Origin of the sequence: Chelativorans sp. M5D2P16, from assembly GCF_034427935.1 — a bacterium.
Lineage (GTDB): Bacteria > Pseudomonadota > Alphaproteobacteria > Rhizobiales > Rhizobiaceae > Chelativorans.
On record NZ_JAXQNM010000003.1, the window covers coordinates 1 to 19,780 of the forward strand.

At 65.8% G+C, this 19,780-nt stretch carries 22 protein-coding genes; 19 read left to right on the forward strand and 3 right to left on the reverse strand.

The genetic code is table 11. From position 1 onward, the window contains the following. The 6 genes from SIN08_RS00780 to SIN08_RS00805 all read left to right on the forward strand — a co-directional run. Window positions 1-981: ABC transporter substrate-binding protein (locus SIN08_RS00780; RefSeq protein ID WP_322449566.1), on the forward strand; the 981-nt coding region annotated here is incomplete at its 5' end. 26 nt (window positions 982-1,007) lie between these two features. Further along, on the forward strand, window positions 1,008-1,982 hold the full coding sequence (locus tag SIN08_RS00785; RefSeq protein ID WP_322449405.1) for a YVTN family beta-propeller repeat protein: 975 nt from the start codon (window positions 1,008-1,010) through the stop codon (window positions 1,980-1,982). Window positions 1,983-2,008: 26 nt separating this feature from the next. Then, entirely contained in the window at window positions 2,009-2,464 is a 456-nt protein-coding gene (locus SIN08_RS00790; RefSeq protein WP_322449567.1) for a hypothetical protein, read from the forward strand. 33 nt (window positions 2,465-2,497) lie between these two features. Next, window positions 2,498-3,283, forward strand: coding sequence for an ABC transporter ATP-binding protein (locus tag SIN08_RS00795; protein ID WP_322449568.1), 786 nt, complete (start codon window positions 2,498-2,500; stop codon window positions 3,281-3,283). Continuing rightward, window positions 3,280-4,149: an ABC transporter permease gene (locus SIN08_RS00800; RefSeq protein WP_322449569.1), complete on the forward strand. Its 870-nt coding sequence runs from the start codon at window positions 3,280-3,282 to the stop codon at window positions 4,147-4,149. The genes SIN08_RS00795 and SIN08_RS00800 overlap by 4 nt, the downstream gene beginning before the upstream one ends. Then, complete coding sequence (locus SIN08_RS00805) at window positions 4,149-4,793, forward strand: hypothetical protein (RefSeq protein WP_322449570.1); 645 nt, start codon at window positions 4,149-4,151, stop codon at window positions 4,791-4,793. Before SIN08_RS00800 ends, SIN08_RS00805 begins: the two co-directional genes overlap by 1 nt. Here the strand turns inward: SIN08_RS00805 and SIN08_RS00810 are convergent. Then, window positions 4,779-5,732, reverse strand: a complete 954-nt coding sequence (locus SIN08_RS00810) for a LysR family transcriptional regulator (RefSeq protein WP_322449571.1) — start codon at window positions 5,730-5,732, stop codon at window positions 4,779-4,781. The genes SIN08_RS00805 and SIN08_RS00810 overlap by 15 nt on opposite strands. A 116-nt stretch (window positions 5,733-5,848) precedes the next feature. On the opposite strand from SIN08_RS00810, the gene SIN08_RS00815 reads away from it, so the two are divergent. The 9 genes from SIN08_RS00815 to gph all read left to right on the forward strand — a co-directional run bounded on the left by SIN08_RS00815 (window position 5,849) and on the right by gph (window position 15,673). Next, the gene (locus tag SIN08_RS00815) at window positions 5,849-6,892 is read left to right on the forward strand and encodes a class 1 fructose-bisphosphatase (protein ID WP_322449572.1); all 1,044 of its coding nucleotides are present in this window, start codon (window positions 5,849-5,851) and stop codon (window positions 6,890-6,892) included. 11 nt (window positions 6,893-6,903) lie between these two features. Continuing rightward, the gene (locus SIN08_RS00820) at window positions 6,904-7,776 is read left to right on the forward strand and encodes a phosphoribulokinase (RefSeq protein WP_322449573.1); all 873 of its coding nucleotides are present in this window, start codon (window positions 6,904-6,906) and stop codon (window positions 7,774-7,776) included. Window positions 7,777-7,786: 10 nt separating this feature from the next. After that, window positions 7,787-9,796 (forward strand): transketolase, encoded by a 2,010-nt coding sequence (tkt, locus tag SIN08_RS00825; RefSeq protein ID WP_322449574.1) that lies wholly within the window; start codon window positions 7,787-7,789, stop codon window positions 9,794-9,796. Between the two features lie 94 nt (window positions 9,797-9,890). Beyond that, window positions 9,891-10,970: a class II fructose-bisphosphate aldolase gene (gene fba, locus SIN08_RS00830; protein WP_322449575.1), complete on the forward strand. Its 1,080-nt coding sequence runs from the start codon at window positions 9,891-9,893 to the stop codon at window positions 10,968-10,970. Window positions 10,971-11,003: 33 nt separating this feature from the next. Then, window positions 11,004-12,464 carry a form I ribulose bisphosphate carboxylase large subunit gene (locus tag SIN08_RS00835; protein WP_322449576.1) on the forward strand — a complete coding sequence of 487 codons (1,461 nt, stop codon included), beginning with the start codon at window positions 11,004-11,006 and terminating at the stop codon, window positions 12,462-12,464. Between the two features lie 204 nt (window positions 12,465-12,668). Then, window positions 12,669-13,088 (forward strand): ribulose bisphosphate carboxylase small subunit, encoded by a 420-nt coding sequence (locus SIN08_RS00840; RefSeq protein ID WP_322449577.1) that lies wholly within the window; start codon window positions 12,669-12,671, stop codon window positions 13,086-13,088. Window positions 13,089-13,244: 156 nt separating this feature from the next. Beyond that, entirely contained in the window at window positions 13,245-14,171 is a 927-nt protein-coding gene (cbbX, locus tag SIN08_RS00845) for a CbbX protein (protein WP_322449578.1), read from the forward strand. Next, window positions 14,168-14,854, forward strand: a complete 687-nt coding sequence (gene rpe / locus SIN08_RS00850) for a ribulose-phosphate 3-epimerase (RefSeq protein ID WP_322449580.1) — start codon at window positions 14,168-14,170, stop codon at window positions 14,852-14,854. The genes cbbX and rpe overlap by 4 nt, the downstream gene beginning before the upstream one ends. A gap of 123 nt (window positions 14,855-14,977) precedes the next feature. After that, on the forward strand, window positions 14,978-15,673 hold the full coding sequence (gene gph, locus SIN08_RS00855; RefSeq protein ID WP_322449582.1) for a phosphoglycolate phosphatase: 696 nt from the start codon (window positions 14,978-14,980) through the stop codon (window positions 15,671-15,673). Window positions 15,674-15,728: 55 nt separating this feature from the next. Here gph and SIN08_RS00860 read toward each other — a convergent pair whose 3' ends face one another. Further along, complete coding sequence (locus SIN08_RS00860) at window positions 15,729-16,100, reverse strand: cytochrome c family protein (RefSeq protein ID WP_322449583.1); 372 nt, start codon at window positions 16,098-16,100, stop codon at window positions 15,729-15,731. Between the two features lie 301 nt (window positions 16,101-16,401). Here SIN08_RS00860 and SIN08_RS00865 point away from each other — a divergent pair, with 301 nt between their 5' ends. The 4 genes from SIN08_RS00865 to SIN08_RS00880 all read left to right on the forward strand — a co-directional run bounded on the left by SIN08_RS00865 (window position 16,402) and on the right by SIN08_RS00880 (window position 19,313). Continuing rightward, window positions 16,402-16,608, forward strand: a complete 207-nt coding sequence (locus SIN08_RS00865; protein ID WP_322449584.1) for a hypothetical protein — start codon at window positions 16,402-16,404, stop codon at window positions 16,606-16,608. A gap of 179 nt (window positions 16,609-16,787) precedes the next feature. Further along, entirely contained in the window at window positions 16,788-17,780 is a 993-nt protein-coding gene (locus SIN08_RS00870; protein WP_322449586.1) for an ABC transporter substrate-binding protein, read from the forward strand. Beyond that, window positions 17,777-18,604, forward strand: coding sequence for an ABC transporter permease (locus tag SIN08_RS00875; protein WP_322449587.1), 828 nt, complete (start codon window positions 17,777-17,779; stop codon window positions 18,602-18,604). The genes SIN08_RS00870 and SIN08_RS00875 overlap by 4 nt, the downstream gene beginning before the upstream one ends. After that, window positions 18,564-19,313 carry an ABC transporter ATP-binding protein gene (locus tag SIN08_RS00880; RefSeq protein ID WP_322449588.1) on the forward strand — a complete coding sequence of 250 codons (750 nt, stop codon included), beginning with the start codon at window positions 18,564-18,566 and terminating at the stop codon, window positions 19,311-19,313. Before SIN08_RS00875 ends, SIN08_RS00880 begins: the two co-directional genes overlap by 41 nt. A gap of 39 nt (window positions 19,314-19,352) precedes the next feature. Here the strand turns inward: SIN08_RS00880 and SIN08_RS00885 are convergent, their stop codons facing one another. Beyond that, a complete protein-coding gene (locus SIN08_RS00885; protein ID WP_322449589.1) occupies window positions 19,353-19,709 on the reverse strand; it encodes a hypothetical protein in 357 nt (118 codons plus the stop codon). Window positions 19,710-19,780: the final 71 nt, after the last annotated feature.

Here is a 19,780-nt window from a genome sequence, read left to right on the forward strand (position 1 = left end):
CTCGGCCAGGAATTTGCGTTGGAAGTGCGCGAGATCGCGCCGGGGGCGAATGCGAGGGAGGCCTTTCGCGGGCTGGTGGAGAACGGCAACCGGTTCGTGCTGACGGACGTCTCGGCCGAACAGCTCGTCTCGATCGCCGATCTGGCGGCCGAAGCCGGCGTGATCCTGTTCAATGTCGGGGCGCCGGATGACATTCTGCGCGAGGAGGAATGCCGGGCGAACGTCTTCCACACGGCGCCGACGCGCTCGATGCTGGCCGACGGGCTGGCGCAGTATCTGATGTGGAAGCAGTGGCGGCGCTGGGTGCTGATCCACGGCTCGCACGCGCCGGACCGGCTGTTCGCCGAGGCCCTCAAGCGGGCGGCGGAACGCTTCGGCGGCGAGATCGTGGCCGAGAAGCTCTACGAGGACCGCGGCACGGCGCGGCGCGCCGATTCGGGCGTCACCCAGATCCAGCGCGAGATGCCGGTCTTCACGCAAGGGCTGCCGGAGCACGACGTGGTGCTGGTGGCCGACGAGAGCGAGGTGTTCGGCACCTATCTGCCCTACCGCACCTGGGTGCCGCGGCCGGTGGCCGGCACGGCGGGGCTGGTGCCCTCGGCCTGGCACCCGGCGAGCGAGCAATGGGGCGGCACGCAGATCCAGAACCGGTTCGCGGACAGGATCGGCCGGCGCATGGTGTCGAAGGACATGTCGGCCTGGACGGCGGCGCGCTCGATCGGCGAGGCGGTGACGCGCACGGGCAGCGGCGATCCTGAAGAGGTGGCCGCCTTCATCCGTTCCGACGATTTCGCGGTGGCCGCCTTCCGCGGCCAGAAGCTGACCTACCGCGACTGGAACCAGCAATTGCGCCAGCCGATCTTTCTGGGCGACGGGCGTTCGGTGGTGTCGACCTCGCCGCAGGAGGGTTTCCTGCACCAGGTCTCCGAGCTCGACACGCTGGGCGTCGACCGGCCGGAGACGCGCTGCGTGCTTGACTAGTTTTTCACCGATCGGGAGGAGCCTGCATGCATAGAACCCTGTCCGCGCTCGCCGGCGCCGCGCTGGCGGCGGCGCTCGCCACGCCGGCTTCGGCCACCATGGCCTATGTGTCGAACGAGCGGGGCAACACCGTCAGCGTCATCGACACCGAGACGATGGCGGTGGTCGAGACCATCGAGACCGGCCAGCGCCCGCGCGGCATCACCATCTCCCATGACGGCAGGTTCATCTATCTGTGCGCCAGCGACGACGACACGGTGGAGATCATCGACACGGAGACGCACCGGATCGTCGGCACGCTGCCGTCGGGGCCGGACCCGGAGCTGTTCGTGCTGTCGCCCGACGGCAAGACGCTCTATGTGGCCAACGAGGACGACAATCTGGTGACCGTGATCGACATCGAGAACCGCAGCGTGGTGACCGAGATCCCGGTCGGGGTGGAGCCGGAGGGGATGGGCATCAGCCCCGACGGCAGGACGCTGGTCAACACCTCGGAGACCACCAACATGGCGCATTTCATCGACACGGAGAGCCACGAGATCACCGACAACGTGCTGGTCGATTCGCGCCCGCGCTTCGCCGAGTTCACGCCCGACGGGGCGGAGGTGTGGGTGAGCGCGGAGATCGGCGGCACGGTGTCGGTGATCGACAACGAGAGCCGCGAGATCAAGCACAAGATCACCTTCGAGATCCCGGGTCTGAGGCCGGAATCGATCCAGCCGGTGGGGGTGCGCATCACCAGGGACGGCACCAAGGCCTATGTGGCGCTCGGCCCGGCCAACCGGGTGGCAGTGGTCGACACGAAAACCTACGAGGTGCTCGACTACATCCTGGTCGGCCAGCGCGTGTGGCAGCTCGCCTTCACGCCGGACCAGGCGATGGTCATCAGCACCAACGGCATCTCCAACGACGTGACCTTCATCGACGTGGCGAGCGACGAGCCGGTGCAGTCGGTGACGGTGGGCCAGCAGCCCTGGGGCGTGGTGGTGGCGCCGGAATGATCACACAAGCGGAGGGAGGAAGACCCATGAAGAAGCTGGCGACATTGCTCCTGGCGGCAAGCCTTGCGCTGCTGCCGCAGGGCCTCGCCTGGGCGCAGGACGACGACGATGACGACGACGGCCCGGAGATCACGCTATCGAGCAAGGACGTGCCGGAGCTGGTGCTGGGCGCGCCCGACGACGACTTCGCCGTCAACCGGCAGAACTTCGAGCTGGTGGCCGGCCAGGCCTATCGCTGGCAGATCACGTCGAAGGGGCGGCTGGAATACAAGTTCTTCACCGACCTCTTCCGCAATGTGTGGATGAACCAGATCGTCATCGAGGACCTGGAAGTGCACATGAACGGCGCCCCCGCCTGGCTCGAATTCGACGCCCCAGGCACCATCCAGGTCCAGTTCGTCGCCGCAAGACCAGGCTTCTTCACATGGTCCGTCCCAGACCTTGAAGACAGAGGCATGAAGGGCACGATTGTGATTAAGTAGCGTCCGGGGGAAGGTGCGAAGGGAGGCTTAGGCGTGCGGCATGCACAGGCGGGAAACGGACCGGACACGGTGGCGGCGCTCGCGGTCGAGGCGGTGAGCCACACCTACGGCCGCAGCCAAGCGCTGGACGATGTGAGCTTCGCGATTCCGCCGGGGCGCTTCACGGTGCTTCTCGGGCTCAACGGCGCGGGCAAGACGACGCTCTTCTCGCTGATCAGCCGGCTTTACGCCACGCAAAAGGGGGCAATCCGCATTTTCGGCCATGAGATCGGGCGCTCCCCGCGCGAGGCGCTGAGGCGTCTCGGCATCGTCTTCCAGGCGCGCACGCTGGACCTCGACCTCACCGTGCGGCAGAATCTCGCCTACCACGCTTCGCTGCACGGCATTGGCGCGGGCGCAGCGCGCCGGCGCATCGCTTCCGTCCTGGAGACGGTCGAGATGAGCGACCGCCTCGGCGACAAGGCGCGCAGCCTGTCGGGCGGCCAGATGCGCCGCGTCGAGATCGCCCGCGCGCTGCTGCACGAGCCGCGGCTCATGCTTCTCGACGAGCCCACCGTGGGGCTCGACATCCAGTCGCGTGCCGCCATCCTGGCCTTTATCCGCAGGCTTGTGAACAGGGACGGCATCAGCGTCTTGTGGGCGACCCATCTGATCGACGAGGTCGAACAAGGTGATGATGCGGTGGTGCTGAGCGCGGGTAAGGTGACGGCCAAGGGACCGGTCGCCGATGTGGTGAAGGCGACGGGCACGGCGGATATCGCAGGAGCCTTCTCGCATCTGTGCCGGGCCGGCTTCCAGCGGGAGGAGCATTCGCCATGAGCACACCGGCGAAGGAATCGGCAGCCGCCACCCCCCTGCCCGCAGAGCGCTTCGGCCTGCGCAACTATCTCGTCTGCCTCAGGGGCATTCTGGTGCGCGAGGGGTTGCGCTTCCTGCACCAGCGCGAGCGTTTCGTCGCCTCTCTCGTGCGGCCGCTGATCTGGCTCTTCATCTTCGCCGCCGGTTTCCGGCAGGTGCTGGGCGTGTCCATCGTGCCGCCCTACAAGACCTATGTCCTCTACGAGGTCTACATCACCCCCGGCCTGGCCGGCATGATCCTGCTCTTCAGCGGCATGCAGTCCTCGCTGTCGATGGTCTACGACCGCGAGATGGGCAACATGCGCACCCTGCTCGTCAGCCCCTTCCCGCGCTGGTATCTGCTTGTCTCCAAGCTTCTCGCCGGGGTCACCGTCGCGATTGCCCAGGTCTACGTCTTCCTGGCGATTGCTTGGTTCTGGGGCGTCAAGCCGCCGCCACTCGGCTATCTCTTCGCACTGCCGGCGCTGTTTCTGTCGGGGTTGATGCTGGGCTCGCTCGGCATGCTTTTGTCCTCGCTCATCAAGCAGCTCGAGAATTTCTCCGGCATCATGAACTTCGTGATCTTTCCCATGTATTTCGCCTCCTCCGCGCTCTATCCGCTGTGGCGCGTGCAGGAATCGAGCCCGCTCTTGTACAAGATCTGTCTCGCCAACCCCTTCACCTATGTGGTCGAGCTGATCCGCTTCGCCTTCTACCAGGAGGTGGAGTGGACCTCGCTCGCCGTCGTCATCGGGTTCACGGCCGTCTTTCTCGTCGGCGCGATCATCGCCTACGACCCCTCGCGCGGGCTCATGAACCGGAAACAGGAAACGGGAGGAAATGCCTGATGTGCTGGAAACGGCTTGCAAACCGCTTGGCCATCGCCGGCCTGGCGATGACGATCGCGGCCCCGGCCCTGTCGTTCGAGGAACAGGCGGATGGATTCTGGCCCTGCGTGCAGCGCAAGGTGCCGCAGCTTTCGCTGCCGCAGATCTGGAACGGGCCGCAACTGCCCGAAGCGGCCGAGAACTGGCAGGAGGATCCGGAGGTTTCCGCCCTGGTGACGGATGTCGCCCAGCGGCGCGTGCCGCTCGAAGAGGCACAACAGCAGATCCGCGATTTTGCCGGGCAAGTCTCCGAGGACAAGCGCGAGGAGCGCCTGTTCAAGCTGGTGCGCGGCCTGTTCGATCAGATGGATTCGGAACGTTCGGAGGTGATGGCCGGGATCGAGCGCTACACGCGCAAACAGGTGCGCATGGCCGACGCGCTGCGCCAGCAGACGGACGCGGTCGACCGGCTGCGTAAGGACCCGGACGCCGATCCGCAAGCGGTGGCCGAACGCGTCCGGCAGCTCGATTTCCAGACACGGGTCTATCAGGAACGCGCGCAATCGCTGACCTATGTCTGCGAGGTGCCGACCCTGATTGAGCAGCGGCTTTACCGGCTCGCCAACACGGTCGCCACGCTTCTCGCGCCCTCAAACGGTGGGTGAGACGGCATCGGCGGGATAGAGCTTGCCGACCAGCGGCAGTTGCGCTGCGCCCTTGCGCGTGAGGAAATCGTGGAATGCGGCCATGGTCGGCGAGATGCTCCGGTCGGAGCGCCTGACCGCGAACCATTGCCGGCGAATCGGCAGACCCGCCACGTCGAGAATGACCAGCCTGCCGGCCTCCACCTCGGCCTCGATCGTATGGGCGGAGATGAAGGCGATGCCGAGCCCGGCCATCACCGCCTGCTTGATGGTCTCGTTGGAGTCCATCTCCAGCCCGAGATTATCCACCCGGCCGGGAATGTCGCTGAAGAATATCTCCAGCGAGATGCGCGTGCCCGAGCCGCGCTCGCGGATCAGGAAGTTCTCGCCCGCGATGCGCTTCTTGGGGATGTCGTGGACGTCCGCCAACGGATGGTCCGGCGGCGCGACGATCACCAGCGGATGGTCCCCGAACGGCACGGCTTCCACCGGCACGCCCCCCTTTGGCGGGCGGCCCATCAGGGCGACGTCGACGGCGTGGCTCTTCAGGTTGTCGATCGTCTCGGCGCGGTTGCCGACCAGAAGGTGCATCTCGATATCGGGATGCTCCCGCATAAAGGCCGCCATCATGCGCGGCGCGAAATATTTCGCCGTCGAGACCACGCCGAGCCTTAAGCTGCCGGCGCGCACGCCCTTGATCGCGTCGATCGCGTCGACCATCAGCCGCAGCCGTTCCTCGATCGCCTGGGCAGCGTCGGTGGCGACGAGCCCTGCGGCAGTGGGACGCATCCCCGTCGCGGTGCGGTCGAAGAGCTCCAGGCCGAGTTCCTCCTCAAGCTGGCGAAGCTGGATGGTGACGGCCGGCGCGGTGAGCCCTAACGCCTTGGCTGCATTGACGATTTTGCCGTGTTCCGCAATCGCCTGAAGGGTCCGCAACTGTCTCAGAGTGAGGTTTCGCATGTCATAACATAAGCAAAATTTAGTACGTCCGTAAAGTAATTAAAGTGTACTTAACATCGCGGCGCTGCTCTCCTGAAGCCGATCCGAGAGCGGGTCGCCAAGAGGAGGACTTAGCGTTGACCGCCACGCTCGATGCGTTTCTGAGTTCCTACGCCCTTCAGCAGGATAGCGTCCGGCCGGCCGTGGTGGCCGTCGTGCACCAGCTTGCCGCGGCGGCCCTGAAAGTCCGCCATGCGATCAACCAGGGCCCGCTGGGGACGGAATTGCGCGCCAAGCGCGGCTCCCACGGCGACGGCGACGACCAGAAGGGACTGGACGTCTATGCCGACCAGCTCTTCCTGGAGGCCTGCCGCAACGCACCGGTGGCGGTCTACGCCTCCGAGGAGCAGGAAAACGCCGTCCGCCTTGACGGCACCGCCCCGCTTGCCATCGCCATCGACCCCGTCGACGGCTCCTCGAACATCGACACGAACGTTTCCATCGGGACCATCTTTTCTCTTCTCCCCGCAGCTGGCGTGCCGGGTGAAGACCCGGCCGCCCTTTTTTTCCAGCCGGGGAGCAGGCAGGTCGCGGCCGGTTTCTTCATCTACGGGCCGCAGCTGGCATTGGTGCTGACGCTCGGCAGCGGCACGCATATCTTCGTCCATTCCGCGCGCCTCGGTACCTTCGTCCAGGCGCCCGAGAGCCCGGTCATCCCACAGCGCACCCGCGAGTTCGCCATCAACATGTCGAACTACCGTCACTGGGACGGCGGCGTGCGCCTCTATGTCGATGACTGCCTGAAGGGCAGCGAGGGTCCGCGCGAGGCGAACTTCAACATGCGCTGGAACGCCTCCATGGTGGCCGAGTGCTACCGCATCCTGATGCGCGGCGGCATCTATCTCTATCCCGCCGACGAGAGGAAGGGCTACCACAACGGGCGTTTGCGCCTCGTCTATGAGGCGAACCCGGTCGCCTTCCTGGTCGAGCAGGCCGCCGGCGCGGCAACCAACGTGATGACGCGCATCCTCGACCTTACGCCCGAAAGCCTGCACCAGCGCGTGCCCTTCGTCTTCGGCTCCGCCGAGGAGGTGGCTCGGGTTACACGCTATCAGGCAGAACCCAGCATGATCGCCGAGCGCGCGCCGCTTTTCGGCCGCCGCGGCCTCCTGCGCGCCTGAGGGAGGCAATCATGTCGGCACGTCATCCCATCATCTCCGTCACGGGCTCATCGGGTGCGGGAACCACCTCGGTCAAGAGGACCTTCGAGCAGATCTTCCGCCGCGAGAAGATCGAGGCCGCCTTCATCGAGGGCGACGCCTTCCATCGCTACGACCGCGAGGCGATGAAGAAGAAGGTCGCGGAGGAGGCCGAAAACGGCAATCCCAACTTCACCCATTTCAATGTCGAGGCCAATGAGCTCGAGACCCTGGAATCCGTTTTCGAGGAATATGGCCGCCGCGGCACGGGGCGCACGCGCACCTATGTGCACGACGCGCAGGAGGCCGAGCAGTACGGCACCCCGCCGGGCACCTTCACCGAGTGGCGCGATTTCCCGCCGAGCCAGCTTCTCTTCTACGAGGGCCTGCACGGCTGCGTCGTCACGGACAAGCTGAACCTCGCCAAGTATTGCGACCTGAAGATCGGCGTCGTGCCGGTGATCAATCTGGAATGGATCCAGAAGATCCACCGCGACCGGGAAGCGCGCGGCTATTCCGTCGAGGCGGTGATGGACCTGATTCTGCGGCGCATGCCGGACTATGTCCGCTACATCACGCCGCAATTCACCGAGACCGACATCAACTTCCAGCGCGTGCCGATCGTCGACACGTCGAACCCCTTCATCGCGCGCTGGATCCCGACGCCGGACGAATCGATGCTTGTCATCCGTTTCGCCAACCCGCGCGGCATCGACTTCCCGTATCTCCTGTCGATGATCCACGATTCCTTCATGTCGCGGGCAAACTCCATCGTCGTGCCGGGCAACAAGCTGGATCTGGCGATGCAGCTCATCCTCACGCCCCACATCCTGCAACTGATCGAGCGCCAGAGGCGCGTGTCCTGAGGAGGAGACGATGACCCATCAAGCAGCCGTCCAGACCGCCGCCTCCGCCGCCGTTTCCGAGCGCGACATGGCCAACGCGATCCGCGCGCTTGCGATGGACAGCGTCCAGAAGGCGAAGTCCGGCCATCCCGGCATGCCGATGGGCATGGCGGATGTGGCGACCGTGCTCTTCACCCGCTTCATCAAGCTCGATCCGGCCCGCCCGGACTGGCCGGACCGCGACCGCTTCGTGCTGTCGGCCGGCCACGGCTCGATGCTGCAATACGCGCTGCATCATCTCATCGGCTATCAGGACATGCCGATGGAAGAGCTGAAGCGCTTCCGCCAGCTTGGCAGCCGCATGGCCGGCCATCCCGAATACGGCCATGCGCTGGGCATCGAGACAACCACCGGCCCGCTCGGCCAGGGGATCGCGACCGCCGTCGGCATGGCGCTTGCCGAGCGCATGATGGCCGCACGCTTCGGTGCCGACCTGGTCGACCACGACACCTATGTGATCGCCGGCGACGGCTGCCTGCAGGAAGGGATCAGCCACGAGGCCATAGACCTCGCCGGACATCTCCGGCTTAGCCGGCTGATCGTTTTCTGGGACGACAACTCAATTTCCATCGATGGCCCCACTTCCCTGTCGACATCGATGGACCAGCCGGCGCGGTTTGCCGCCGCTGGCTGGCAAATTCAGGCGGTGGACGGCCACGACCCAGAGGCTGTCGCCGCCGCCATCGAGCGCGCCAGGGCGGACGACCGGCCGTCGCTGATCGCCTGCCGCACCACCATCGGCAAGGGCGCGCCCAATCTGGAGGGCTCGGAAAAGACCCACGGCGCGCCGTTGGGCGAGGACGAGGTCGCCGCCACGCGCGAGAATATCGGCTGGCCGTACCCGCCCTTCGTCGTGCCGCAGGAGATCATCACCAATTGGCGTGAGGTGGGAGTGCGCGGGAAGAAGGCGCGCGAGGCATGGGAGGGCAGGCTTGCCGCCTCCCCGTCTCGCGCAGCCTTCTCCAAGGCTATCGCCGGCGCCCTGCCCGAATCCGTGTTCGAGGCCATTCGCGCCTTCCGGGCCGACCATGCGCAGAAGGCCACCAAGGTGGCGACACGCAAGGCTTCCGAGATGGTGCTTTCGGTCATCAACGAGGCGACCGGCCTGACCGTCGGCGGCTCGGCCGACCTCACACATTCGAACCTGACGGTGACCAAGGGCTTGCGCTCCGTCGCGCCGGGTGACTATTCGGGCCGCTACATCCATTACGGCATCCGCGAGCACGCCATGGCCGCGGCCATGAACGGTATCGCGCTCCATGGCGGGCTTATCCCCTATGGCGGCACGTTCGTGTGCTTTGCCGACTATGCGCGCGGCGCGATGCGCCTGTCGGCCCTGATGCGCCAGCGCGTAATCTACGTAATGACGCACGATTCCATCGGCCTCGGCGAGGACGGACCGACGCACCAGCCGATCGAGCACCTGGCGATGCTGCGGGCGACGCCGAACCTGAACGTCTTCCGGCCCGCCGATATCGTCGAGACCGCCGAGTGCTGGGAACTGGCGCTCAGGAGCGAAGACCGGCCGAGCGTGCTCGTGCTGTCGCGCCAGGGCCTGCCGGCGGTGCGCCCGGACGGTGGCAACGGCAACCTTTCGGCGCGCGGCGCCTATGTGCTGCGCGAGGCAGGCGGCGAAAGGGCTATCACCTTGCTCGCCACCGGTTCGGAGGTGGAAATTGCGCTGGCCGCAGCCGGCCGCATGCGCACCGACCACGGCGTCGAGGCGGCGGTGGTCTCCATGCCCTGCTGGGAATTGTTTGCCGAGCAGAATGCCGAATACCGCAGGGCCGTGCTGGGCACGGCGCCGCGCGTCGCGGTGGAGGCCGCCGCGCGGCTCGGCTGGGACCGCTGGATCGGCGAGAACGGCGCCTTCATCGGCATGGAAGGTTTCGGCGCCAGCGCGCCGGCGGGCGACCTCTACCGGCATTTCAACATCACTGAGGCAGCCGTGACCGAGGCGGCCCTGCGGCTCGTCCCGTGAGAAGGGACCGACGGTTCGTGCCGCGATGCATGGGATCTGGCTGCATGCACGCATCGTGCGGCGCAAACGAAACGATGACAGAGGAGGCCTGACCGTGGCGCTGATTACGCTCAGACAATTGCTCGACCACGCCGCCGAACACGGCTACGGCGTGCCGGCGTTCAACATCAACAATATGGAGCAGGGCCTCGCCATCATGGAGGCGGCCAGGGCCTGCGATGCGCCGGTCATCATGCAGGCCTCGCGCGGGGCGCGTTCGTACGCCGGCGACATCATGCTTTCGCGGATGATCCAGGCGCTTTCCGAGATGTATCCGGAGATCCCGATCTGCCTGCATCAGGATCACGGCAATGACGAAGCCACCTGCCTTTCCGCCATCCGGCATGGCTTCACCTCGGTGATGATGGACGGCTCGCTGACGGCGGACGCGAAGACGCCTGCGAGCTACGACTACAATGTCGAGATCACCGGGCGCGTGGCCCGCATGGCCCACTGGGTCGGCGCCTCGGTCGAGGGCGAGCTGGGCGTGCTCGGTTCGCTGGAGACTGGTGAGAGTGAGGCCGAGGACGGGCACGGCGCACAAGGCAAGCTCTCGCACGACCAGCTGCTCACCGATCCCGACCAGGCGGTGGATTTCGTCACCGCTACGCATGTGGACGCGCTGGCGATCGCCTGCGGCACCTCGCACGGCGCCTACAAGTTCACGCGCCGGCCGGACGGAGACATCCTGGCCATGCATGTGATCGAGTCGATCAACGAGAAGCTGCCCGACACGCATCTCGTCATGCACGGCTCCTCCTCCGTGCCGCAGGAGCTGCAGGACGTGATCAACCGCCATGGCGGCGAGATGCCCCAGACCTACGGCGTGCCGGTCGAGGAGATCGAGCGTGGCATCCGCCACGGGGTGCGTAAGGTGAATATCGACACCGACTGCCGCATGGCGATGACCGGGCAGTTCCGCCGCATCGCGACGGAGAACCCGGCCGAGTTCGACCCGCGCAAGTTCATGAAGCCGGCGATGGACGCGCTGCGCGATCTGTGCCGCGACCGCTTCGAGCGCTTCGGCACGGCCGGCCGCGCCGCGAAGATCAAGGTGATCCCCCTGGACGAGATGGCCAAGCGCTATGCCGCCGGCCAGCTCGATCCGCAAATCGCAACCGCCAAGGCCGCCTGAGCAAGCGACCGACACAAGAAGAGGACCAGTGCCATGGCAGACACCACAAAGACCGTCACCGGAGCCGAGCGCTACAAAGCCGGCGTCATGCAATACAAGAAGATGGGCTATTGGGAGCCTGACTACGAGCCGAAGGACACGGATATCATCTCCCTCTTCCGGATCACGCCGCAGGACGGCGTCGATCCGATCGAGGCGGCGGCGGCGGTAGCGGGCGAATCCTCGACGGCCACCTGGACGGTGGTGTGGACCGACCGGCTGACGGCCTGCGAGAAGTACCGCGCCAAGGCCTACCGCGTCGATCCGGTTCCCAACGCGCCGGGCCAGTACTTCGCCTACATCGCCTACGATCTCGACCTGTTCGAGCCGGGCTCCATCGCCAACCTGACGGCGTCGATCATCGGCAACGTCTTCGGCTTCAAGCCCCTGAAGGCGCTGCGGCTCGAGGACATGCGCCTGCCGGTGGCCTATGTGAAAACCTTCCAGGGCCCGGCGACCGGGATCGTGGTCGAGCGCGAGCGGCTCGACAAGTTCGGCCGGCCGCTGCTCGGCGCGACGGTCAAGCCGAAGCTGGGCCTGTCTGGCCGCAACTATGGCCGCGTCGTCTACGAGGCGCTGAAGGGCGGGCTCGACTTCACCAAGGATGACGAGAACATCAACTCGCAGCCCTTCATGCACTGGCGCGACCGGTTCCTCTACTGCATGGAGGCGGTTAACAAGGCGCAGGCCGAAACCGGCGAGGTCAAGGGAACCTATCTCAACGTCACCGCCGCCACCATGGAGGACATGTACGAGCGCGCGGAACTGGCGAAGGAGCTCGGCTCCTGCATCGTCATGATCGATCTCGTGATCGGCTACACCGCCATCCAGTCGATGGCGAAGTGGGCGCGCAAGAACGACATGGTCCTGCACCTGCACCGCGCAGGCCACTCGACCTACACCCGGCAGAAGAGCCACGGCGTTTCCTTCCGCGTCATCGCCAAGTGGATGCGGCTTGCCGGCGTCGACCACATCCACGCGGGAACCGTGGTCGGCAAGCTCGAAGGCGATCCGGCGACGACGAAGGGCTACTACGACGTCTGCCGCGAGGAGTTCAATCCGATGCGGCTCGAAAACGGCATCTTCTTCGACCAGAACTGGGCATCGCTCAACAAGCTGATGCCGGTGGCCTCGGGCGGCATCCATGCCGGCCAGATGCACCAGCTCCTCGACCTTTTGGGCGAGGATGTGGTGCTCCAGTTCGGCGGTGGCACGATCGGCCATCCGATGGGGATCGCCGCGGGCGCGACGGCAAACCGCGTGGCGCTGGAGGCGATGATCATGGCCCGCAACGAAGGCCGCGACTACGTCAACGAAGGGCCGGAGATCCTGGAGGCTGCGGCGCGCCACTGCCTGCCGCTCAAGCAGGCGCTCGAGACCTGGAAGGACGTCACCTTCAACTACGCTTCGACCGACTCGCCGGACTTCGTCCCGGTCGCAACCGCAGCGGCGTAGTGACCATGGCGACGTTCCTGATTGCGCTCACGCTGGCCCTGATCCTCTCACCGTTCACGTGGGAGAGGAACGCCGCCGTGGCCCTTCGGCCCGCCGCCTGGCCGCGCCACCCCGGGCAGCCGCAACGCGGCTGCCGAGAGAGCCGAACGCACCGGACGCAGATGAAGTGATCCGGTCCAATTCAAGAAGATGGAGAACACGATCATGCGCGTGACACAAGGAGCCTTCTCATTCCTCCCCGATCTGACCGAAGACCAGATCCGGGCACAGGTGCAGTACTGCATCGACAATGGCTGGGCCGTGAGCCTGGAGTTCACGGACGATCCGCACCCCCGCAACACCTATTGGGACATGTGGGGCCATCCGATGTTCGACAACCCGGACGCGGCCGCGCTCATCATGGAGCTCGATCAGTGCCGCAAGGTCTATGGCGACCGCTACATCCGCGTGGTGGCATTCGACGCTACTCATGGATGGGAGTCGGTGAAGCTCTCCTTCATCGTCAACCGGCCGGCTGAGGAGCCGGGCTACCGGCTGGAGCGCGAGGAGATCGGCGGCCGCATGCTCCGCTACACGACGAAGCCCTACGCGGCGGACCGCCCGGCGGGAAACAGGTACGCGTGAACCCCTCCCCGCACGTCATCCAGGAAGACGGAGCGGTAGCGGAGGCTGTCCGGGTCCATTCCGAAACATGGCCGTGTCACGGAATGGATCCCGGCTCGCGGCCGCAAGCCGCGAACATGAACAACGACAACTGCACCCGAAAGGCAGGAGATTTCCATGTCGGCAGCAGCAATCACCGAAGAGACACCGCAAGAACTTCCCACCGCTGTCGATCTGCACGCGGAGTTCGAGGCTTCCGGCGTCAAGGATGTGCTGGCCGAGCTCGACCGCGACCTGATCGGCCTGGCGCCGGTGAAGAAGCGTATCCGCGAGACGGCGGCGCTTCTGCTCGTCGAGCGCGCCCGTCGCAGCATGGGGCTCGCCCACGATACGCCGACGTTGCATATGAGCTTCACCGGCAATCCCGGCACTGGCAAGACGACCGTGGCGCTGAGGATGGCCGATCTGCTCCACAGGCTCGGCTATATCCGCAAGGGCCACCTCGTCTCGGTGACGCGCGACGATCTGGTGGGGCAATATATCGGCCATACCGCGCCGAAGACGAAGGAGATCCTCAAGAAGGCGATGGGCGGCGTCCTGTTCATCGACGAGGCCTATTACCTTTACCGACCCGAGAACGAGCGCGACTACGGACAGGAAGCGATCGAGATCCTGCTGCAGGTGATGGAGAACCAGCGAGACGATCTGGTCGTCATCCTGGCCGGTTACGGCAGCCGCATGGATCGCTTCTTCGAGAGCAATCCGGGTTTCCGCTCGCGTATTGCCCACCACATCGATTTTCCCGATTATGAGAGCGAGGAACTGGTCCGGATTGCGGAGAAGATGCTGGAGCAGCAGAGTTACCGTTTCGATGAAACCGGCTTGAAGGCCATGCGCGATTATATCCGCAGGCGAAGGCAGCAGCCGCACTTCGCCAACGCGCGCTCGATCCGCAATGCGCTCGACCGCGCGCGGCTGCGCCAGGCGAACCGACTGTTCCAGACCGCGGACGGGCCCGTCGGCGCCGACGCCCTTTCGACCATCTCGGATGAGGACATCCGGGCGAGCCGCGTCTTCGAGGCGCAAGCGCAGGAGACGACATGACGAGGCAAACCATCATTGCGCCGTCGGTGCTTTCGGCGGACTTTTCCCGCCTTGGCGAAGAGGTCGAAGCGGTGGCCCGCTCCGGCGCGGACTGGATCCATCTCGACGTGATGGACGGCCATTTCGTGCCCAACATCACCTTCGGCCCACCGGTCGTGAAGGCGATCCGCGGCCGCACGGACAAGGTGTTCGACTGCCATCTGATGATCGCGCCGGCCGATCCCTACATCGCCGCCTTCGCGGAAGCCGGCTGCGACATCATCACCGTTCATGCCGAGGCCGGCCCGCATCTCGACCGCTCGCTGCAAGCGATCAAGGCGCTCGGCAAGAGGGCCGGCGTCTCACTCAATCCCGGGACGTCCGAAAGCGTGATCGAATATGTGCTCGACCGGCTCGACCTCATTCTCCTGATGACCGTCAACCCCGGCTTCGGCGGACAGGCCTTCATCCCGGCGGTGCTGGACAAGATCCGCCGCGTGCGCGCCATGGTCGGCGACCGCCCGATCGACATTCAGGTCGATGGCGGTATCGCGCCGGAGACCGCGGGTGCGGTGGCCGCCGCCGGCGCCAATGTGCTGGTGGCCGGCTCGGCCGTTTTCCGCGGCGGTACTGCGGAGGCTTACCGGAGCAATATGGACGCCCTGCGCCAGGCGGCGCGGGATGGACTGCGGGAGGCGGCGTAAGCCGCCTTCGATTTGATGGCCGCCGGGGTCCGCCTTATCCCCGTCGCGATTGCGCCCCAGCATGCCTTTCGGGCGACGGGGCTTCATCTGTTTTTCCCCTGAAGGAAGGAGCGCCGATTGATCATGGGCAGGAATGTTTTCGACGGACAGCCCCGGGCCGTCCTATTCGACCTTGACGGAACGCTGATCGATTCGGCACCCGACATCACCGCCGCCGCCAATGAACTGCTCGAGCTCTACGGCCTGCCGCCGCTGACGCTTACCCAGGTCAGGTCCATGATCGGCGAAGGCGTCAAGAAACTGGTCGAGCGCGCCTTCGCCGCCTCTGGCGTGCCACTTTCGCAGGATCGGCTGGAGGAGGCCAACCGCGCCATGGCCGGCATCTATGCGCGGCACCTGACCGGCCTGACCGAGCTCATGCCGGGCGCGGCGGAGACGCTTGCCCAACTGCACGCCTCCGGCATCCGTCTCGGTCTCGTCACCAACAAACCGCAACTTGCGGCCCGTTCCATCCTCCTGCATTTCCATCTTGCCGAACGGTTCGGTGCGATCGTCGGCGGCGACGCCGTGGTCCGTGGAAAGCCGTCGCCGGACCCGTTGCTCTTCGCACTGGAACAGCTCGGCGTCCCGCCGGAAGAGGCGCTGATGGTCGGTGACAGTGCGACCGACGTCGCCGCCGCGCGCGCGGCCGGCGTTCCCGTCGTCGTGATGCGTGGGGGCTATACGCGTGTGCCGGTCGAAGAGCTGGATGCCGATCTTGTGTGCGAAGGTCTTGCGGACCTGCCGGCGGCGCTGCGGCACATGCGCAGCGCGGCTTGATACCGGGCGGCGGCATTGAGGGCCGCCGCGCGGAGGCGGCGGCCGAAGTGAAAATTCATTCGGAGAATTGAGCGATATAGGCGATCACGTTGGCGACCACCTCGTCATCCTTGAGACCGGGAAACGCCATCTTGGTGCCCGGCACCACCTCACGCGGATTCTTGAGGAACTCTGACATGCTCTCCTCGTCCCAGACGAGGCCGTTTTCTCCGGCCTCGACCATGGCGGTGGAGTATCTGTACCCCTCGACCGCGCCCGCGGTTCTGCCCATCACACCCATCAGCGTGGGGCCGACCTTGTTCCTGTCGTCTTCCACATTGTGACAGGCCATGCATTGGGTGAAGGCCTGCTTCCCGGCTTCGGCATCCTGGGCATGAACAGGGCCGGCCAGCGCCATGACCGGCAAAACGAGTGCAATGAATCGCATAGGCATTTCCTCGGTTTTTCTAGGTGCCCTGGTTATGGTGCCCGGGTCGTGTCCGTCCGCACCCCTCGCGCCGGGCGTCGAGGTGTGGCAGCACTATATGGCAGGCTAGCTTGCGGGGCCAGGAAGTCAACAAGATGAGGAGGGGTTCGGAGCGTGTGCCGAGCGTGTTGACGCCGTGATACCTTGCGCGTAGCTTATTTTGAGATCGGTTTCCCGCCCGGGCACCGTGGGAAACCGTGGCGCCCTCCGCATAGCGCGGAGGCGCATGGGCTTGACTGCGTGATCAACCCAGAGGTGCCAATTGAGCCTGATTGATCTCGTTCTGACGGTTTGCCTGGTGGCAAACGCGAATGCGTGTCGCACCGAGCACATCTACTTCGAGCACACGGGCTCGATGATGCAATGCATGCTGCGCGCCCCGATCTATATAGCGCAATGGACCGAGGATCATCCCGAGTTCCGGGTCGTACGCTGGCACTGCTCGGTCCCAGAGTACACGGACATCTAGAGGCTGTTACGGACTTTGGACGGAGGCTGCGTTGGGCATGGAAGGCCGGATGTCGGAAGAAGAACGCGGCCGGCATGATATGTACCGGCAAGGCCTTCGACGCGGCAGGCCGGCACACCCCTCATCCAGGGTCCCTAAGAGCCTCTAAGATACGCCGACGACGGGGAGGAAGACGGCGCATGTATTCGCGACGCGATGTTCTTTATCTGGCGCTTGCGCTTGCCGCACAGGCGGGTCTCGCACTCCGGCCGTATCCGGCAGCCGCGGCCGAGAGGGTCCGGGTGGGCGTGCTGAAATTCGGCACGGTGAGCTGGGCGCTCGACACGATCAAGCATCATGGCTTCGATATAGAGAACGGCATCGATCTCGACATCGTCCATTTCGCCGGGGAGGACGCCTCGAACGTCGCCATGCTGGCAGGCGAAGTCGACATCATCGTCTCCGACTGGCTGTGGGTGTCGCGCCAGCGGGCGATGGGCGACGATCTCACGCTGCTGCCCTATTCCGCCGCCGTGGGGGCGATCATGGTGCGGGAGGACTCCCCGCTCACCACGCTCGCCGACCTGAAGGGCCGGAGAATCGGCATTGCCGGCGGTCCGCTGGACAAAAGCTGGCTTCTCATCCGGGCGGTCGCCCGCCGCGACCACGATCTCGATCTGGCCGGCGAAAACGAGCTCGTCTACGGCGCGCCGCCGCTGCTGGCGGAAAAGGCGATGCAGGGCGAGCTCGATGCGGTGCTGAACTTCTGGCACTACTGCGCGCGACTCGAGGCGGACGGTTTCCGGCGCCTGTTCGGCGCCGACGATGCGATCCGCGCCCTCGGTGCGTCCGGCAAGGTTTCGGCGCTCGGCTACGTTTTTCACGAGTCCTGGGCGGCCCGCAATACTGCCGCCATCACCGGCTTCGCCAGGGCCTCGGCGGCGGCGAAGGAACTGCTCGCCACCTCCGATGAAGAGTGGCAGCGCCTGGCGCCGCTCGCGCGTGCACAGGGCAAGGAGTTGGAAAAGCTGCGCGAGCGCTATCGCGAAGGCATCCCAAGGCGCCCGATATCCGACGAAGAGGCCGACGCGGCCAGGCTCTACGACATCCTAGCCCAGATCGGCGGGGAGGCGCTGGTGGGACCCTCCCCTGACATGGCGCCCGGCACCTACTGGACCGGTGTGATGCGATGACGCTCGTGCGTGGTGCACTGCAGGGCGAACGGACGGCCCTGGGCGGCGCGCGGGGTGTCCTGCGGGCCCTGGCGCGGTCTCACCTGCTCACCGTTTTCCTCTCGCTTGCCGGCTTGTGCCTCGTCTGGCAGCTTGCCGCCAACGCCTGGCCGAGCCGGGCGCTGCCGACGCCGCCTGCGGTCTGGGACGCGCTCGTCCGGCAAGCCGCAAGCGGCGAGCTCTTCTTCCATCTCGGCATGACACTCGGCCGCGTGGCGGCCGCCTTCGTCCTGGCTATGGGGATCGGCTCGGTGGTCGGCGTGCTCCTGGGCATAAGCCGGCGCGCGGACCGCTTCTTCAACGCCTGGGTGGTGCTGTTCCTCAACATCCCCGCGCTTGTCGTCATCGTGCTCGCCTATATCTGGTTCGGCCTCAACGAGATCGCCGCCATCGGGGCGGTCGCCGTCAACAAGATTCCCAATGTGGTGGTGACGATGCGCGAGGGCGCGCGGGCGCTGGAGCCGCGCTACGCGGAGATGGCCGCCGTCTACCGGCTGGGGCCGTTCGACCGCGTCCGCCATATCCTCGCTCCCCAGCTTCAGCCCTATTTCGCGGCCGCCGCCCGCTCCGGCATCGCGCTCATCTGGAAGATCGTCCTGGTGGTCGAGCTGCTCGGCCGGCCGAACGGCGTGGGGTTCCAGATCCACCTTTATTTCCAGCTCTTCGACGTGGCGTCGATTCTGGCCTACACGCTGGCCTTCGTCGCCATCATGCTTGTGGTCGAATTACTCCTGGTGCAGCCCTTTGAACGATACTCCACCCGTTGGCGCGGAAAGCCCGCTTAAGGTCGACATCGCCGAAAAGGCATTCCGTTCCGCCGAGGGCGTGCCGCTGGTGGCGATCCGCGACCTGTCCTTCGAAGTCCCGGAAGGGGAGTTTGCGTGCCTCCTCGGCCCGTCTGGCTGCGGCAAGACGACCACGCTGCGCGTCCTTCTCGGCCTCGACAAGGAATTCTCCGGCACGTTCCGGCTCCCCGACGGCAGCGACGGGCGGGTCGCCGCCGTCTTCCAGGAGCCCACGCTTCTTCCCTGGCGCACGGTGGAGCAAAACGTGCGCCTCGTCCTGCCCGGAAAGGAACGCGACAAGGACCTCGATTCCCTGTTCCGGAGCCTAGGGCTGACCGCGGTGCGTGCGCTCTACCCGGCGGAGCTTTCGCTGGGGCTGGCCCGTCGCGCGGCTCTGGCGCGGGCCTTCGCCACCGAGCCGGCCGTCCTTTTCCTCGACGAACCCTTCGTCTCGCTCGACGAGCGGACGGCCGAAAGGTTGCGCCATCTCCTGCTGTCCGTCTGGTCCGCGCGCCGCACGACGGCGCTGATGGTCACGCACAACCTGCGCGAGGCACTGATGCTGTCGGACCGCATCATCGTGCTTTCGCCGGGACCGGCCCGGGTTCTCGGCACCTTTCTCGTCCGCCTGCCGCGGGAATACCGCAAGCCGCAGACGATGGAGGATCTCCTGCGTTCCTTCAGGGAAAGGTTCCCCGAGCACCGTTGAGACCGCCGGGTGGCCGCAGACGTGCATTGCCGTCCTGGGTCAGAAGCAGCGCATGTCCGCCTCGGCCTGAGCGCGCCTGAGGTTGGCCGTCGTGTTCCTGGCCGGTGCCGTCTGGCGGAAGATCACCCCTTTCTCGCCGGGGAGTTGTCCCATCCGCTGGAACGTCTCGGCCGCCTCGTATTCCTCGTACGGGATGATCGTGGAGATGACGTCGATCGAACACGAACATCGCTCCAGCGTCTCGCGCGTTTGCCCGTTGGCGATCATGCAGCCGAGCACGTAATCGGCGACCGCGACCGTGGGATAGCTGTTGGCCGCCTGCGCCGAAGCGCCCGGCAGCAGAAGTATGGCCGGCAGGCTGAAGAGGATTGCCTGCATTCCCGTGCGTTTCTTCATCATCATCCTCCGCTAGAGGGCAGCATGGGAACAAGTCGGCGGCCCCGTCAAGCCGTTTCGCGCCGATGCGG

What these genes read in the sequence shown, in the direction of transcription:
- SIN08_RS00785 (WP_322449405.1), top strand. Translation starts at nt 1,008, where the DNA reads ATGCATAGAACCCTGTCCGCGCTCGCCGGCGCCGCGCTGGCGGCGGCG.
- SIN08_RS00790 (WP_322449567.1), top strand. Translation starts at nt 2,009, where the DNA reads ATGAAGAAGCTGGCGACATTGCTCCTGGCGGCAAGCCTTGCGCTGCTG.
- SIN08_RS00800 (WP_322449569.1), top strand. Translation starts at nt 3,280, where the DNA reads ATGAGCACACCGGCGAAGGAATCGGCAGCCGCCACCCCCCTGCCCGCA.
- SIN08_RS00805 (WP_322449570.1), top strand. Translation starts at nt 4,149, where the DNA reads ATGTGCTGGAAACGGCTTGCAAACCGCTTGGCCATCGCCGGCCTGGCG.
- SIN08_RS00810 (WP_322449571.1), bottom strand. Translation starts at nt 5,732, where the DNA reads ATGCGAAACCTCACTCTGAGACAGTTGCGGACCCTTCAGGCGATTGCG.
- SIN08_RS00820 (WP_322449573.1), top strand. Translation starts at nt 6,904, where the DNA reads ATGTCGGCACGTCATCCCATCATCTCCGTCACGGGCTCATCGGGTGCG.
- tkt (WP_322449574.1), top strand. Translation starts at nt 7,787, where the DNA reads ATGACCCATCAAGCAGCCGTCCAGACCGCCGCCTCCGCCGCCGTTTCC.
- SIN08_RS00835 (WP_322449576.1), top strand. Translation starts at nt 11,004, where the DNA reads ATGGCAGACACCACAAAGACCGTCACCGGAGCCGAGCGCTACAAAGCC.
- SIN08_RS00840 (WP_322449577.1), top strand. Translation starts at nt 12,669, where the DNA reads ATGCGCGTGACACAAGGAGCCTTCTCATTCCTCCCCGATCTGACCGAA.
- cbbX (WP_322449578.1), top strand. Translation starts at nt 13,245, where the DNA reads ATGTCGGCAGCAGCAATCACCGAAGAGACACCGCAAGAACTTCCCACC.
- rpe (WP_322449580.1), top strand. Translation starts at nt 14,168, where the DNA reads ATGACGAGGCAAACCATCATTGCGCCGTCGGTGCTTTCGGCGGACTTT.
- gph (WP_322449582.1), top strand. Translation starts at nt 14,978, where the DNA reads ATGGGCAGGAATGTTTTCGACGGACAGCCCCGGGCCGTCCTATTCGAC.
- SIN08_RS00860 (WP_322449583.1), bottom strand. Translation starts at nt 16,100, where the DNA reads ATGCGATTCATTGCACTCGTTTTGCCGGTCATGGCGCTGGCCGGCCCT.
- SIN08_RS00870 (WP_322449586.1), top strand. Translation starts at nt 16,788, where the DNA reads ATGTATTCGCGACGCGATGTTCTTTATCTGGCGCTTGCGCTTGCCGCA.
- SIN08_RS00875 (WP_322449587.1), top strand. Translation starts at nt 17,777, where the DNA reads ATGACGCTCGTGCGTGGTGCACTGCAGGGCGAACGGACGGCCCTGGGC.
- SIN08_RS00885 (WP_322449589.1), bottom strand. Translation starts at nt 19,709, where the DNA reads ATGAAGAAACGCACGGGAATGCAGGCAATCCTCTTCAGCCTGCCGGCC.